Source organism: Phyllobacterium zundukense (assembly GCF_002764115.1).
Lineage (GTDB): Bacteria > Pseudomonadota > Alphaproteobacteria > Rhizobiales > Rhizobiaceae > Phyllobacterium > Phyllobacterium zundukense.
The window spans coordinates 600779-615082 of sequence record NZ_CP017940.1; the positions used below are offsets into that span (position 1 = coordinate 600779).

Here is a 14304-nt window from a genome sequence, read left to right on the forward strand (position 1 = left end):
GGGAGAGATAATCGGCATCAGCCGTTGACTACTTCTTCCGGATGACGGTCAGCACTTCCTTGCTTGGATGACCGTCCGGATCGAGGCCCATCTGCTTCTGGAATGCCTGGATGGCATCCCTGGAGCTGGTACCGATTTTTCCGTCTACCTTCCCATCATAATAGCCGAGTTCGCGCAAATGCGACTGCAATTCTTCGCGTTCTTTCATTGTAATCGGCGTGAAGGGGCGATTCCAGTCCTGCCGCAGGCCTGTGGAGCCTGCAATCTGATCGGCCAGAAGACCAACGCCAAGCGCGTATTTGTCGGCATTGTTGTAGTTCTTCAGCACGAAGAAATTCCGCGTCATCAGGAAAGTCGGGCCGTTGCGGCCATCCGGAACTTTCAACGTGGCCTTCTCGCTGCCATGCGGAAAGGCCTTGCCATTGGCACGAACGACCCCAAGACTTTGCCACTCTGCAATTGTCCGCGAACCGCCAGGGAACTTGCGTCCGGCGGGCAGAACCACCTCATAACCCCAGGTTCGGCCAGACTGCCAGCCGTTCTTGCGCAGGAGATTGGCGGCGGTTGCCAGTGCATCGGGTACCGAGTTCCAGATATCGCGCTTGCCATTGCCGTCCATATCGACGGCATAGGCCAGATAGCTGGTAGGAATGAACTGGGTGTGGCCAAGCGCACCCGCCCAGGACCCGGTCAGGTGGCTGCGGTCGATATCGCCGGTCTGCAGGATCTTCATGGCAGCAATCAGCTGGGTGCGGGCATATTTCGCCCGGCGCTGATCGGCATAGGCGAGGGTTGCGAGCGAGCGCACCGCATCACGCATGACATCGTCGCGCTTCATGATCTCGCCGAAATTGGTTTCCATCGACCAGATAGCCAGAAGGATATTGCGGTCGACGCCGTAGGATTTTTCGATCGCACCGAGCCAGCGGCTATATTTGCGCGCCATCTCCCGGCCCGTGGTAATCGATTGCTCGTTGACGCGGTTGTCAAGATAACCCCAGACAGGCTCCGTGAATTCCGGCTGGAACCGGGCTTTCTGCAGAACTTCCGGATCGATCTCGGTCACGCCGGCAAAGGCCCGGTTATAGGTGGAGGCCGAGATACCGCTGTTCATAGCCGTCCCGCGGAAATCTGCTATCCAGGCCTGGAACTTCGCATCGGCAGCGGCATTGCTGATGGTGCCGGCAAGGCTAAGGCCCGCTGCTGCCGCAAGCATCAAAATGCGCCTGGCGAAAGCCGATGAACTCATCATTCTGTTTTCTCCTCGAACTGTGTTGCCACATTTTTGGGTCAAACGCTAAATTACACACCTCAAAGTTAGGAATTGGTTTACCATGCACGGTCAAACGAGAGTCATTTGGCTACATTAACAGTGGCAATGAATATTTATTTTACAGTCGCATGCATTTTGGGTTTTTGAAACGAAATTGTCTAGCGCGCAGCCATGGGCTCTGACCCAAAGTTTCGAACCAATTTTGTAGAGGATTGTACGCAAATTTGAAGTGTTATTGTGCGCTTGTGCATCCAATAGAGCTTATGCCACAGTAATAAGTAATAATAATTGCATGCAACACCATGAGGTAATAATGACCACGAGCAAGAAAATCCGTAAGGCCGTCTTTCCAGTTGCGGGTTTTGGCACCCGCGTTCTTCCCGCCACCAAGTCCATTCCGAAGGAAATGCTGACCGTCGTCGATAAACCGGTCATCCAATATGTGGTGGACGAGGCGCGTGAAGCCGGTATCGAGCATTTCATTTTCGTAACGGGCCGCAACAAGGCGGTCATCGAGGATTATTTCGACGCCCAGTACGAGCTTTACGCCACCCTTGCCGAGCGTGGCAAAACCGGGATTCTGGAAGAATTGCAGGGCATCCAGCCCGGCCCGGGAACGACCAGTTTTACCCGTCAGCAGGTGCCGATGGGTCTGGGGCATGCGGTCTGGTGCGCCCGGGATATCGTCGGTGACGAGCCCTTTGCGCTGCTGTTGCCGGACATGATCATGCAGCCGGAAGGGAACGGCTGCCTTGCCGACATGGTCGAGCTCTACAATCAGTCGGGCGGCAATGTGATCGCCGTGCAGGAATGCGATCCGGCCGAGACGCACAAATACGGCATTGTCGGCCAGGGCAAACCTGTCGGCAAGGGTTTCGAGCTGACGGAAATGGTCGAAAAGCCCGCCAAGGGCACGGCGCCTTCCAACCTCTACATTAATGGCCGCTATATTCTGCAGCCGGAGATTTTCGACATTCTCGAGCATCAGGAACGCGGCGCCGGCAATGAAATCCAGCTGACCGATGCGATGCTGAAGCTGACGAAAGAGCAGGATTTCTTTGGCTACCACTTCAAGGGCCGGACCTATGATACCGGCTCCAAGGAAGGCTTTGTCGAAGCCAATGTGGCCTTTGCCCTGTGGCGCAATGACATCCGCAATGGTGTTATCGACAATATCGGTAATATGCTGAAGACGATCCAGCCCAAGAAGGGGTGAACCGACACCGAACCCTCCCCCTCGTGGGGAGGGAACCTACCTCTGCAGCGTCACGCCCATATAGACACTGGTTTCTTCCGTCTGGCGCGTGTCGACTTCGCTGTGGGTGAATTGATGGCGGGCGCTGACATCAAGTCCGACGAAACGGTTGAACCAGTAGGTTGCGCCGACTTCCGCGCCAAATCCCTTATCCCAGCCTGAACCATCCTTGTTGTCGCGCAGCGATGCGATCAGCCGCGCGTTGACATCGAGATTCGAACGGACCTGCCGCTTGATGCCGAGCGTGCCCTCATAGAAGACCGAGCCGCTATCGCCGGGTGCCGTAGCACCTTCGATGCGCGTCAAAAGACCGAGATTGACATCGGTCCCGCGCTGCGGCGACCATTTGATCAAGCCATCGACACTGAGGCCATCGACGGCGGCAAGCCGTTCGTCGTCGATATCCTGGCGCAGATAGCCGAGGGCGAATTCACCGGAGAGTTTTTCGCCGAAATCCATCTCGACACCGCCCCGGAGTCCCGTGCGTGGGCCCGAACGGCGGAAGCCGTTGGAATCGACCGCTTCGTCATACATCAACTTGCCGATCTCCACTTCGACAAAGGGCTTGATGGCCGGAGACATTTCGAAGCCGCCACGAAGAGCGACGCTGGCAAAAGTATTGTTGCGGTCCTTCTGGCTGACAACGGAGCCATCGGAAAATTCCGCGTCGCCATAGATGGTCCGGTCGACATTGCCCTTCACATCGGCAAAGAACTTGCCGAACTCGTGCCGCACACCGAGGCTGCCATCGAGCTCCTGGACGGCAGGCCGGTTTGAGGTTCCGACGATTGTGGTCGGATCGCTCGGGTCCTCCTGCCGGTAACGATAGCCCGCTTCGCCGGTCATTGTGGTGCGTTCGCCCAGATCGAGCTGAAATCCGCCGCGCAGCCCGACATTGGGCGCGGAATATTCCTCGCCGGAAATCGTCTTGTCGTAGAGGCCGTCGAAATCGAGAAACGCAGAATGGCGCGCCCAGTCAGTGGTGGCGCGGGCACGCAGGCGTGTTTCCGAAAGCAGCGCGCCCTTGCCATCCGAACTGTTGTCGGCGTTGGTCGTGGCGCGCAGGCCCGTGCTGATCGACGGACGCAAGGTCACAGTGCCGGCTCTGATGCCGAGCGGCGCAAACGGTTCGGGGTCGGGACGCAGGGTGCGCCGCTCGATGGCTGGCTCCGGAAGATTGTCCCGATCGGTTCGTGCGGCAGGCGGGTTGGCTTCCCTGTCCTGTTCGATTGCGCCGGTGGCGAGCGAATCAGTCTGCTCTTCGCCGGTTGCCTCTTCCGTGCCACGGGCAGGGCGCTCACCCGGACGAGTGCCGGCAGCCGGCCGTTCGGCGGGGACCGGCACTGTTTCACCGGGAGTAGCGGCCGAGTCCGGATTGAGGCCGCCGCTATTGTCGGCGGGTCCGGATGGCGCGGAGCCATTATCGCTGGGCACCCCGAACAATCCGAGATTGCCGCTGTCATCGTCCGGCGGCAGCGCGCCCGGACTGACGGGCTCATAGGGCCGCGAAGGAATGCCATTGCCGGTCTGCGCGACAGGCGGATTTGTGGGATTGTCGGCCTGGGCAGAAGGGTTGTTTTGCGCCTGCAGCACATTTTCCTGCACAGCACCACGCAGGGGTGGCGTTTCCTGGCCGAAAGCCTGGAATGCAAACACAGTGCTGCTGAGCAATGCTGTCGCCAGACAGACATTGATCGCAGTCCTGAAGCTGCCGCCAGGCGGTGCTTCGAAACGTGGTTGCCAAAGATGCATCAACAGGTTTGCCGCCGGTCTCCGAGAGGCCGTTCGATATGTTCTCAAACGGCCTTTATCGTTTATGGAGCGTAAACGGCCATGGTTAATGACTGGCTAATTGCAAGCTGCTGCGACGTCTCTGCCCGCGATGCGTTGAACAAAAATTGGACAGAGGACGAGCAAAGCGCTAACGGTTGCGGCCATGCAGGCTATAAATGACACCGAACTGGACAAAACCGCGGCGGTTGATTCCGCCAAGCGGACGATTTCAACCGAGAAAGACGGGCTGGCTGCGCTGAGCAGCGCGCTCGAGGGACCATTGGCCCAAGCCTTCTGCAAGGCGATTGAAAGTATCGCCGCTGTACGTGGACGCATCATCGTCACGGGCGTCGGCAAGAGCGGCCATATCGGTTCGAAAATCGCCGCGACATTTGCCTCGACCGGCACGCCGGCCTTTTTCGTGCACCCCTCCGAAGCCAATCATGGCGATCTTGGCATGATCGCGGCAGACGACGCGATCCTCGCCATCTCCTGGTCCGGCGATACGGCGGAGCTCAAGGGGATCGTCAGCTATTCGCGCCGCTTCCGCATTCCGTTGATCGCGGTGACGGCAGGCGAGAACTCGGCGCTGGCAACGGCCGCCGATGTGGTGCTGCTGATGCCGCGCGTGACGGAGGCCTGTCCGCATGGCCTGGCGCCAACAACCTCGACGCTGATGCAGCTGGCGATGGGCGATGCGATCGCCGTGGCGCTGCTCGAGGCACGCGGGTTCACGGCGGGCGATTTCAAGACATTCCACCCCGGCGGATCGCTGGGTGCCAGCCTGACGCATGTGCGCGAGATCATGCATCGGGGCGAAAGGATTCCGCTGGTTCCACTCGGCACGCCCATTCCCGATGCGATGAAAGTGCTGTCGGAGAAACGCTTCGGCTGCATTGCCGTGCAGAATGACGACGAGACGCTGGCTGGAATCATCACGGACGGCGATCTTTCGCGCAACCTTCACCGCAATCTGGTGACGATGAAGGTCGAGGAGATCATGACGCGCAGCCCGAAGACGGTGCCGCCGACAATGCTGGCAAGTGCGGCGCTGGCGCTGCTCAACGAGCACAATATCGGCGCGCTGATCGTCACCGAGGAGAATTTCCCGATCGGCATCGTGCATTTCCACGATCTGCTACGGATTGGTGCGGCTTAGCGCCCTAAACCGGCTCCACCACCAGCGTTCCATGATCGATGCCGGTGATGCGCACGGGCGTGCCGGCATCGAGGTCCGGCCCTGTCACGCGCCACAGGCTGTCGCCGATACGGGCGCGGCCGCGGCCATTGACCGTCGCCTCTTCCAGCGTCACCACCTGACCGATCAGCTGCTCGCCGCGCATGTTGAGCAGCGGCTCGTCCGACACGACATCCGTCGCGCCGATCAACCGGCGGCCGATAAGGACGGAAATGACAGACAGGATCAGGAACAGGATGACCTGCAACTGCCAGCCAAGGCCGAGCGCTTCGCCAAAAAGGATCGCCACCGCGCCGACGATCAGTGCGGCGATGCCGAACCAGAGGAGGAAAATGCCGGGTGCGGCAACCTCGAAAATCATCAGCACCAGGCCGAGGACTATCCAGTTCCAGGGGCCGAGTTCAGCGAAGAGACGTTCCAGCATAGGTGCCACTCCTCCGCTTGCGGATTATGAATTCGAGCCGCTGGTGCCAGGAACAGTGCGGCCGCGAGCGGGTGGGCTTGCCGGAGCAGGTGCGCTGGTCTGCGCGCTGTCGCCGAACACTTCGCGGGCAATCGCGCCGATGCCGCCGAGCGAGCCGATGAGCGAGGAGGCTTCCATCGGCATCAGGATGACCTTCTGGTTGGGGCTCGTTGCGAACTTGCCGAAGGCTTCCGTGTATTTCTGCGCCACGAAATAGTTGAGCGCCTGCACGTTACCGGCTGTGATGGCGGCAGAGACCAGTTCCGTGGCCTTGGCCTCGGCTTGCGCAAGACGTTCGCGGCCCTCGGCCTCGCGGTACGACGCCTCGCGCTTGCCTTCGGCTTCGAGGATCTGTGCCTGTTTCAAACCTTCGGCGCGCAGGATCTGTGCCGCCCTGGTGCCCTCGGCCTCAAGGACGACGGCGCGTTTATCGCGCTCCGCCTTCATCTGGCGGCCCATGCTATCGAGCAGGTCCTGTGGCGGGTTGATGTCCTTGATCTCGACGCGGGTCATCTTGATGCCCCAGGAATGCGCGGCCTCGTCAACGACCCGCAGCAGGCGGTCATTGATCGTATCGCGGTTCGACAGGAGTTCGTCGAGGACCATGGAGCCCATGACGGTACGGATATTGGTCATGGTCAGGTTGAGGATGGCGTTTTGTAATCCGCTGACCTGATAGGCAGCCTGCGGCGCATTGAGGATCTGGTAGAAGGCGATGCCGTCGACGGCAATATTGGCATTATCCTTGGTGATGACTTCCTGGGTCGGAACGTTCAGCACCTGTTCCATCATGTTCAGCTTGGCGCCGATCCGGTCGAAGAACGGCACGATGAGGTTAAGGCCCGGCGCCAGGGTGCGCGTGTATTTGCCGAAGCGTTCGATCGTGTAATTGTAGCCCTGCGGCACGGTCTTGACACCCGCAAACAGAACCACCAGCACCAGGATGACGAGAACTGGAATGGTGAAGTCGAAACCGCTGAACGGCATTGTGGTCTCCCTTGGCCGACAACCGCTTGGGCGGTGTCAAATACGATCATCGCCCCTTGGATGGGCGAGGCCAAGATAGACCATAGTTATGATTCGAGAGCAAATTTTGTCGATATGGAGCCGTTCTGCCGGAGGGAATTCGTGCACAAGGTCAAGGGGTTCGACAAGGTCGATGTGGTGCATCGGCCGCAGACGAAACCCGCTGGATTTGGCTCGAATTCACCCGGCCCTTCGGGTTTCCGGCTGGCGGCCACCCACTTTGTCAGGCGGCGTCGTCCGATGGGTAAACATCGGCCTCGCCACCTTCCGCGTAGACTGTCTCGCCATCCGAGAAACAGAACTGGCTCCGTATCGACAAAACTTGCTCTAGCGAGCCCGGGGAGAGCTCAAATCCAGCCCTGCAATTCACGCCGGACCAACTCCTCGATGACCTTCATGCCCTCGCCGGAATCGTTGAGGCAGGGGACGTGGGTGAAGTTGACGCCGCCATTGTGCCGGAAGATTTCCGCGCCCTCGCCGGCGATTTCCTCCAGCGTTTCAAGACAATCGGAAACGAAACCCGGATTGAAGACGGCGACCGACTTCACGCCATCTTTCGCAAGTTTCTCCAGCGTCTTGTCCGTATAGGGCTGCATCCATTCTTCCGGGCCGAAACGGGATTGGAAACAGGTGATCAGCTTGTCTTCGCTCCAGCCAAGCCGTTCACGCAGGAGACGCGTGGTTTTCCAGCAATGGCAGGGATAGGGATCGCCGCGGTTGAAATAGCTCTGCGGAATGCCGTGATAGGAGGCGATGAGGACTTCAGGCTCGAAATCGAGCGCCGCATAGTGCTTCTCGATGGAGGTGGCGAGCGCGTCGATATAGACGGCTTCGTCCTGATAGGACGGAACCGTGCGGGTTGCCGGCATGTAGCGCATCTTGATCAGCGCCTCGAAGAACTTGTCGTTCACCGTCGCCGTGGTGGTTGCCGAATATTGCGGGTAGAGCGGGAACATGAGGACGCGCTTGCAGCCGGCGCTGTCCAGGCGCTCCAGCGCCTGTTCGATCGATGGCTGGCCGTAGCGCATACCCCAATCGACGATGATTTCCGGATAGGAGGCCAACGCCGCGCCGAGCTTCTCTCCCTGCGAGCGGGTGTAGGTGCGCAAGGGCGATTCGTTGCGCTCGCGGTTCCAGATCTTGTCATAGAGCGCGCCGGATTTCTTCGGCCGGGTATTGAGCACGATGCCATAGAGCACCGGCAGCCAGATGGCGCGGGGCCATTCGATCACGCGCTTGTCGGACAGGAATTCCTTGAGATAACGCCGCATCGACGTCTTGTCGGTGCCGTCCGGTGTCCCGAGATTGACGAGAAGCACGCCGATCTTTGAGGTTTCGATGCGTGGGTGGTCTTCCGGCTTTCTTACCGCTGCCAGACCCCCGCCAGAAATTGCCATGTCCATTACTCCACTTCTGCGCGTGGAACCTAGTGGGGGCGGGTATTATTGCAAGAGTGCGAATGGCCGCATGTTTTGGGGGTGGGGCACCTCCGCCTGGTGGCAGGGGCAAGGTGCGAACCAGCAAGCAGGGCGGGAAAGGGTGTCACCCCATCCACAGCTTTGCTGCGACCTCCCCCATCGAGGGGGAGGTGGGGAGCCAGGCGCTTCATTACTCTCCCCTCGATGGGGAGGGTCGGACCGGAGGTCCCGGGTGGGGTGGTTATACAACTTTCCAAAAGGCGATAAAATCTACAGCGCCGGAACCTTCATCGCGGCGCCGATGGGCAGCTTCATCACCTTCATGTCGGGATTGGCTTCGGCGAGTTTCTTCCACTCGATGCCCTTGCCGTAGACCTGCTCGGCAATATCCCAGAAATTGTCGCCGCGCTTGATCGTGTAGGTGTCAGGATGATGGTTCGCCGCTGGCGCTGCTGCTGCCGATTCGGTTGCGGGCTTTGCGGCGGCGTCTGGAGCCTTTGGCGCTTCGGCTGCCGCCGGTTCTGCCGGTTTGGTTTCTGCAGAAGCTCCGGCGGCGAGCACGGTGATACGGCCGTCGGTGTACGGCTTGTACGGCGTGTTCTTGCCCAAGTAGTCGGCAAGGACCAGTTCAAGCCCCGGACCGTAGTCATAGGCGTTCACCGCATTGGTCGAGAAGATCTTGTAGCCGTCGCCGCCGGCACGCATGTAGTTGTTCGAGACGACGCCATAGGTCGCGCCGGTATCGATCGGCTTCCAGCTGTCGCCCTGCATCACCTGAACGTCAGATATGCGGCCGCCAGCCGGCTTCGACACGTCGAATGCATATTTGAGGCCCGCAACCTGCGGGAAGCGGCCGGCGCCCTGATCGATCTGGCTGACGCCATTCTCAAGTGCTGTGACAACATCCGAGCCGCGCAGCTGGAAAGTGGCCAGCGTGTTCTGGAAGGGCAGGACCGTCAGGACTTCCCCCATGGTGACGTCGCCCGCATCGATCGATGCGCGCAAACCGCCACCATTGATGATCGCCAATGTTACGCCCTGGCCCTTGACGCGGTCCAGCATGGCATCGGCTACGAGATCGCCCATGCTGCATTCCTTGACGCGGCAGACTTCGCGGGCAGCTTCGATCACGCCGCTCGATTCACCGACCTTCTTCGACTTCAGCTCTTCGATCGGCTTGCCCAATTCCTTGATGCGGGCAACAAAGGCTGGATCCGGGGTGACAGAGGAATCGAGCAGGATCGGCGCGCCCTCGCTCTTCGTGACATTGCCGTCATCGTCAAAGGTGACTTTGAGTTCACCGAGATATTTCGAATAGGATTTGGCCTGAACGACCGGCACATCCCGGCCGGAAGGGTTCTTGACCAATGTCGGATAGGGGCCAAGCGCTTCCGGATCGGTGTTCGACAGGAGCGTGTGGCTGTGGCCGCCGACAATCACATCGATGCCGTCAACCTTTGCCGCAAGCTCCTTGTCCCTGAGATAGCCGTAATGGTTGACCGCGATGATCTTGTTGACGCCTTCGGCCTTCAGTGTGTCGACCAGCTTCTTCAGCGTCTCGACTTCATCGGCGAATTTGACATCGGGGCCGGGGCTCGAAATTTCCACCGTGTCCGTGGTCAGGGCGGAAATGATGCCGATCCCCTGGCCGCCTATTTCCTTGATGAGATAGGGTTTGAATTTGCCTGCGATGGGCGAATTCGGCGCGACTTCAATGTTGCTGGAGATGACCGGGAACTTCACCTTGTCGAGGAATTTGCCCAGCGTGACGGGCGTGTCGTCGAATTCGTGGTTGCCGAGGGCCATCGCGTCGAAGCCCATCTGGTTCATGAACTCGGCGGTGTCGTCGCCCTTGTAGGTTGTATAGAACAGGGATCCCTGAAACTCGTCACCGGCATCGAGAACAATAACGTTGCCGCCGTCTTTCGAAAGCGCGGCCCGGCGCTCATCGATCTTGGTTTTGACGCGGGCGATGCCGCCGAAACACTCATTCTTGCTCTCTTCCTCGGCGGAGCAGGTCGAATCAAACTTGTTGATCGCTTCGATGCGCGAATGCTCGTCGTTGATATGCAGAATATTGAGCGTGTAGTCGGCCATTGCTGCGCCGGCGGTCATGCCGAGAGCCGAAGTTGTCAGAATAAGTCTGGCAAGGATTTTGGACATGATTTGCTCCACATATGCATTCGGTCAGAAGGGGCGGGCATCCAGTATCTTCACCCTATGTCGCTCGCGTCAAGAAACTGTAGGAGAGAAATATGACAGGACTGCATCGGAGACGAGGGTTTTGCAAGGATCCTGAATTTGCCAGATTTCACGACATGAGCAATTTGGCGAAGATGCCCGAAAGATAGCGTCGCACAGCCCGGTGTTCAATTACACCAAAGCCCAGTCATCGACATGAAAGAGAACGACCTAGCCTACCTGCGGTGAGCGGCGTGTCAGTGAGAACTGCTGGCCGGACGACGAGGTGCAATTCAGCTGGCCGGCGCTGACCAGGGCGCAATTGACCTTGGACTGGGTGCCACGGGCGAGCGAGCGCAGATCGATTTCGATGAGGTTGGCTGAAGCGAAGCGATAATTGCCCTCGGCCAGTTTTTCCTTGGTGTCGTTGGCCCTGGTCTCGAATACCCCGTTGTTGAAATTCGAGAAGGCGACGCCGGAGGTGTCGAACCATTGGCCCTGTACCGCATCACCCGGGCGGGCAACCTGGCCTGGACCGCCCTCCTGGACACCACCACTCATGCAGCCGGCAAGGGAAAGGGCGAGCGTAGCTGCGGAAACCGCAAACCAAAAACGTTTCATCCAGACTGTCTCCCAATGGATATGGCTTCTTAGATGCCGTGAAAATCAAGCAAAAACAAGACCTAAGTTTAATTGCAAATTCGAAGGAGTGGTTATTTTATGCCATTGAATGCTTGCCGAGGACCAACATGGCTGACGGTTTTGATGACGACGAATTGGTCAAGAAGCTGGAGAAAATATCCGAGAATGAGTTCAACGATGTGATCGCACGAGAAAAAACACATGCCAACGAGTTGGCGAAATACAAAGCGGCGGCCGCTGATCGCATGTCCACGGCCGCGATTACCATCGGGTTTTTCGCGCCTGCCTCAGCGATCGTCCTCAATCCGGGCCAGATGATGGACCTGAATTCGGGGCGAGCCTTGTTGGTGTCAATTGCGACATTAAACTGGTTTGTGCTATCGTTCGCCTTGCACAATAGGGGCAGATATATTTTGCGAAAGGAGCTCGTGTAGTGTTTGCATATGCGATTTTCTCTTTTGTTTTCTGCTCCGTACTCGGTGTCAGCGCCTGGATTTATATCGAACGGGACACCAGGAAGGCTCAGCGGCGGCATGCCAAATTTATAGAAATCATAGAAATTGCTCGCAAGCGTCGAGCCATGCCAGCAGAGTAACCAAAAACCGTCGATGAGCCTCGGCCCGCTTACTCGAACTGCAAAAGGCGCAGATGCCGCAAAGGCCTGTGCCGTGTTGCGCCAATCGATTGCCGAACTATGTGTTGCCGACCACGGCAATGATCGATCAGCGCTAGAACGATGGCTCGCCAACAAGACTCCTGAAAACGTCAAGACATGGATCGAGGCCACCAGCCAAAGAGTGGTGATCGTTGAGAGGGCTGGCGAGATTCTTGGGGTCGGAGCCGCATCGGCTGCAGGCGAAATCCTGCTGAATTATGTTTCGCCCGGTGCGCGGTTTAGCGGTGTCAGCAAGGCAATACTGCAAGACCTTGAAACCTACATGCTTGCGCAGGGAAACAAGAAAAGCTTTCTTTCGAGCACCCGGACCGCTCATCGATTCTACAAGGCCGTTGGTTATGAGGATGCGGGGCAACCAGAACTATGGGCCGGGATGAGCGCCCAGCCAATGGTCAAATGGCTCTAGCAAGCGAGGGTTGGAATGATCGGCTATACGATGGTGGGAACCAACGATCTGCAGCGGGCGGTTAAATTCTATGATCCGCTCATGGCGGAAATGGGCCTCGACCAATGCTACAGGGATCACCTTTCGAGCTCCTGGGGCCGGAAGGGCGATGATACTTTCCCGCTGTTTTTTGTCGGTCACCCATTCGACGGCGGGCCTGCGACCGTCGGCAATGGCGTCATGACGGCGTTCCGCTTCGACGACAACGCAGCGCTGGTTGACCGGCTCTATGCACTTGCAATCAAGAATGGCGGAGGCGACGAGGGCGAGCCGGGATTTCGGCCCCAGTATGGCGAGGGCTTTTACGCTGCCTATGTTCGCGATCTTGACGGCAACAAGCTGGCTTTCGTTTGTTACGATGCCAAGCCTGCGGTGGAGGAGTAGCCGGCAAAGAATGGCAGAAGCGAAAACGGCAGCCAGAGGGCTGCCGTTTTGATTTGACCGCCGTTATCAGCGCACCAGGATGTTGCGGAACTGCCAGGGATCGTCAAGATCGAGATTTTCCTTGAACAAGCCAGGACGGTTCTCCAGCGGGGTCCAATCGGTGTAGTGGCCCTTGAGTGGTCCGAGATAGGGCTTTTGCACTTCAAGGCAGCGGCGGAAGTCGATCTCGTCAGTCTCGACGATGCCGGCATCCGGGTTTTCAAGCGCCCAGACCATGCCGGCCATGACGGCCGATGTGACCTGCAGACCGGTCGCATTCTGATAGGGAGCAAGCTTGCGGGCTTCCTCGATCGTCAGCTGCGAACCGTACCAGTAGGCATTCTTGTCGTGGCCATAGAGCAGGACGCCGAGTTCATCGGCACCGTCGACGATTTCCGACTCGTCGAGCACATGCTGGATTGCCTGCGGCTGGCCGGCTGCGCCGAACATCTCGTCGAGCGACAGCGTCGCGACGTTGGACGGATGATAGGCATAGTGGCATGTCGGCCGATAGGCGGCCTTGCCCTTCTTGTCGTACACGGTGAAGAAATCGGCGATCGAGATCGCCTCGTTGTGCGTGACCAAGAGCCCGAATTGGGCGCCTTCGGTCGGGCACCAGGTACGGATACGGGTATCAGCGCCAGGCTGCTCAAGGAAGATCGCTGCCTTGTTGCCCTTCTTCTGCTTGCGGGCATTCTTCGGCATCCACTTTTCGTGGGTTCCCCAGCCGAGTTCGGCCGGTTGCAGACCTTCGGAAATGAAACCGTCGACCGACCAGGTGTTCCAGAAGGCACCGAAAGGCTTGGGCTCGGCGGCGCGCTGCGTGTCGCGCTCGGCAATATGGATACCCTTCACGCCGATCTTGTTCATCAGGCGCGCCCAGCCATCACGATCGCTTCGCGCCGGTTCGGTGTGGTCAACGCGGAGGTCCCGCGCGAGCTCGAGCACGGCCTGCTTGACGAACCACGAGACCATGCCGGGATTTGCCCCGCAACAGGAAACCGCGGTCGGGCCGCCGGGATGCTTCTTCTTTTCAGCAAGCAGGGTCTGGCGCAGGGCGTAATTGGTGCGATCGGCGTTGTCGATGTTACTGGCATAGTAGAAGCCGGACCAGGGCTCGATCACCGTATCGATATAAAGCGCGCCGAGCTTGCGGCAAAGGCGCATGATATCGACGGACGAGGTATCGACGGAAAGATTGACGCAGAAACCCTGTCCGCCGCCTTCGGTCAAAAGCGGCTTGAGCAATTCCTTGTAATTTTCCCTGGTAACGGCTTGCTGAATGAAGCGGATGCCGCGCTCGTCGAGCAGTTTCTTGTTGGCATCGCTAGGATCGATAACGACCAGGCGGGATTTATCGTATTTGAAGTGGCGTTCGATGAGGGGCAGGGTACCCCGTCCGATGGACCCGAAACCGATCATCACGATCGGACCGGTAATTTCTCCATGTACAGGCCAATCAGCCTTCGCCATTTTTTTGTTGCTCCTAATTTTGATCTCCATCAATGAGGACAGCGGCCAAAGCTCCGCT

The 14304-nt window shown here is 58.6% G+C and carries 13 protein-coding genes; 5 read left to right on the plus strand and 8 right to left on the minus strand.

The genetic code is table 11. The features are described 5' to 3' along the window. Window positions 1–28: 28 nt before the first annotated feature. On the minus strand, window positions 29–1216 hold the full coding sequence (locus tag BLM14_RS02980) for a lytic murein transglycosylase (protein WP_237143511.1): 1188 nt from the start codon (window positions 1214–1216) through the stop codon (window positions 29–31). Window positions 1217–1586: 370 nt separating this feature from the next. Between BLM14_RS02980 and galU the strand changes: the two genes are divergently transcribed. Then, the gene (gene galU, locus BLM14_RS02985; protein ID WP_099998020.1) at window positions 1587–2489 is read left to right on the plus strand and encodes a UTP--glucose-1-phosphate uridylyltransferase GalU; all 903 of its coding nucleotides are present in this window, start codon (window positions 1587–1589) and stop codon (window positions 2487–2489) included. Window positions 2490–2525: 36 nt separating this feature from the next. Here galU and BLM14_RS02990 read toward each other — a convergent pair whose 3' ends face one another. Next, a complete protein-coding gene (locus tag BLM14_RS02990) occupies window positions 2526–4280 on the minus strand; it encodes an outer membrane beta-barrel protein (protein WP_099998021.1) in 1755 nt (584 codons plus the stop codon). Window positions 4281–4464: 184 nt separating this feature from the next. Between BLM14_RS02990 and BLM14_RS02995 the strand changes: the two genes are divergently transcribed. After that, window positions 4465–5460: a KpsF/GutQ family sugar-phosphate isomerase gene (locus BLM14_RS02995; protein ID WP_099998022.1), complete on the plus strand. Its 996-nt coding sequence runs from the start codon at window positions 4465–4467 to the stop codon at window positions 5458–5460. A gap of 4 nt (window positions 5461–5464) precedes the next feature. On the opposite strand, the gene BLM14_RS03000 is transcribed toward BLM14_RS02995, so the two are convergent. The 5 genes from BLM14_RS03000 to omp10 all read right to left on the minus strand — a co-directional run bounded on the left by BLM14_RS03000 (window position 5465) and on the right by omp10 (window position 11208). After that, window positions 5465–5923, minus strand: a complete 459-nt coding sequence (locus tag BLM14_RS03000; RefSeq protein ID WP_099998023.1) for an NfeD family protein — start codon at window positions 5921–5923, stop codon at window positions 5465–5467. 24 nt (window positions 5924–5947) lie between these two features. Further along, window positions 5948–6949 carry an SPFH domain-containing protein gene (locus BLM14_RS03005; RefSeq protein ID WP_099998024.1) on the minus strand — a complete coding sequence of 334 codons (1002 nt, stop codon included), beginning with the start codon at window positions 6947–6949 and terminating at the stop codon, window positions 5948–5950. 386 nt (window positions 6950–7335) lie between these two features. Beyond that, entirely contained in the window at window positions 7336–8385 is a 1050-nt protein-coding gene (gene hemH / locus BLM14_RS03010; RefSeq protein ID WP_099998025.1) for a ferrochelatase, read from the minus strand. Window positions 8386–8676: 291 nt separating this feature from the next. Then, entirely contained in the window at window positions 8677–10569 is a 1893-nt protein-coding gene (locus tag BLM14_RS03015; RefSeq protein WP_099998026.1) for a bifunctional metallophosphatase/5'-nucleotidase, read from the minus strand. A 249-nt stretch (window positions 10570–10818) separates the two neighbouring features. After that, a complete protein-coding gene (gene omp10, locus BLM14_RS03020) occupies window positions 10819–11208 on the minus strand; it encodes an outer membrane lipoprotein Omp10 (RefSeq protein ID WP_099998027.1) in 390 nt (129 codons plus the stop codon). 128 nt (window positions 11209–11336) lie between these two features. Here omp10 and BLM14_RS03025 point away from each other — a divergent pair, with 128 nt between their 5' ends. From BLM14_RS03025 to BLM14_RS03035, 3 genes are all read left to right on the plus strand, one after another. After that, window positions 11337–11663, plus strand: coding sequence for a hypothetical protein (locus BLM14_RS03025; RefSeq protein ID WP_099998028.1), 327 nt, complete (start codon window positions 11337–11339; stop codon window positions 11661–11663). Between the two features lie 174 nt (window positions 11664–11837). Then, on the plus strand, window positions 11838–12311 hold the full coding sequence (locus BLM14_RS03030; protein WP_099998029.1) for a GNAT family N-acetyltransferase: 474 nt from the start codon (window positions 11838–11840) through the stop codon (window positions 12309–12311). Between the two features lie 15 nt (window positions 12312–12326). Next, window positions 12327–12734 carry a VOC family protein gene (locus BLM14_RS03035; protein WP_099998030.1) on the plus strand — a complete coding sequence of 136 codons (408 nt, stop codon included), beginning with the start codon at window positions 12327–12329 and terminating at the stop codon, window positions 12732–12734. A gap of 66 nt (window positions 12735–12800) precedes the next feature. On the opposite strand, the gene BLM14_RS03040 is transcribed toward BLM14_RS03035, so the two are convergent. Further along, window positions 12801–14246 (minus strand): homospermidine synthase, encoded by a 1446-nt coding sequence (locus BLM14_RS03040; RefSeq protein WP_100001002.1) that lies wholly within the window; start codon window positions 14244–14246, stop codon window positions 12801–12803. Window positions 14247–14304 lie beyond the last annotated feature (58 nt).

Excerpts from the sequence above, each read along its gene's own strand:
- BLM14_RS03005 (WP_099998024.1), bottom strand. The coding sequence starts at position 6,949 with ATGCCGTTCAGCGGTTTCGACTTCACCATTCCAGTTCTCGTCATCCTG.
- BLM14_RS02990 (WP_099998021.1), bottom strand. The coding sequence starts at position 4,280 with ATGCATCTTTGGCAACCACGTTTCGAAGCACCGCCTGGCGGCAGCTTC.
- omp10 (WP_099998027.1), bottom strand. The coding sequence starts at position 11,208 with ATGAAACGTTTTTGGTTTGCGGTTTCCGCAGCTACGCTCGCCCTTTCC.
- BLM14_RS03000 (WP_099998023.1), bottom strand. The coding sequence starts at position 5,923 with ATGCTGGAACGTCTCTTCGCTGAACTCGGCCCCTGGAACTGGATAGTC.
- BLM14_RS02995 (WP_099998022.1), top strand. The coding sequence starts at position 4,465 with ATGCAGGCTATAAATGACACCGAACTGGACAAAACCGCGGCGGTTGAT.
- BLM14_RS03015 (WP_099998026.1), bottom strand. The coding sequence starts at position 10,569 with ATGTCCAAAATCCTTGCCAGACTTATTCTGACAACTTCGGCTCTCGGC.
- BLM14_RS03040 (WP_100001002.1), bottom strand. The coding sequence starts at position 14,246 with ATGGCGAAGGCTGATTGGCCTGTACATGGAGAAATTACCGGTCCGATC.
- BLM14_RS03025 (WP_099998028.1), top strand. The coding sequence starts at position 11,337 with ATGGCTGACGGTTTTGATGACGACGAATTGGTCAAGAAGCTGGAGAAA.
- galU (WP_099998020.1), top strand. The coding sequence starts at position 1,587 with ATGACCACGAGCAAGAAAATCCGTAAGGCCGTCTTTCCAGTTGCGGGT.
- hemH (WP_099998025.1), bottom strand. The coding sequence starts at position 8,385 with ATGGCAATTTCTGGCGGGGGTCTGGCAGCGGTAAGAAAGCCGGAAGAC.
- BLM14_RS03030 (WP_099998029.1), top strand. The coding sequence starts at position 11,838 with ATGAGCCTCGGCCCGCTTACTCGAACTGCAAAAGGCGCAGATGCCGCA.
- BLM14_RS03035 (WP_099998030.1), top strand. The coding sequence starts at position 12,327 with ATGATCGGCTATACGATGGTGGGAACCAACGATCTGCAGCGGGCGGTT.
- BLM14_RS02980 (WP_237143511.1), bottom strand. The coding sequence starts at position 1,216 with ATGCTTGCGGCAGCAGCGGGCCTTAGCCTTGCCGGCACCATCAGCAAT.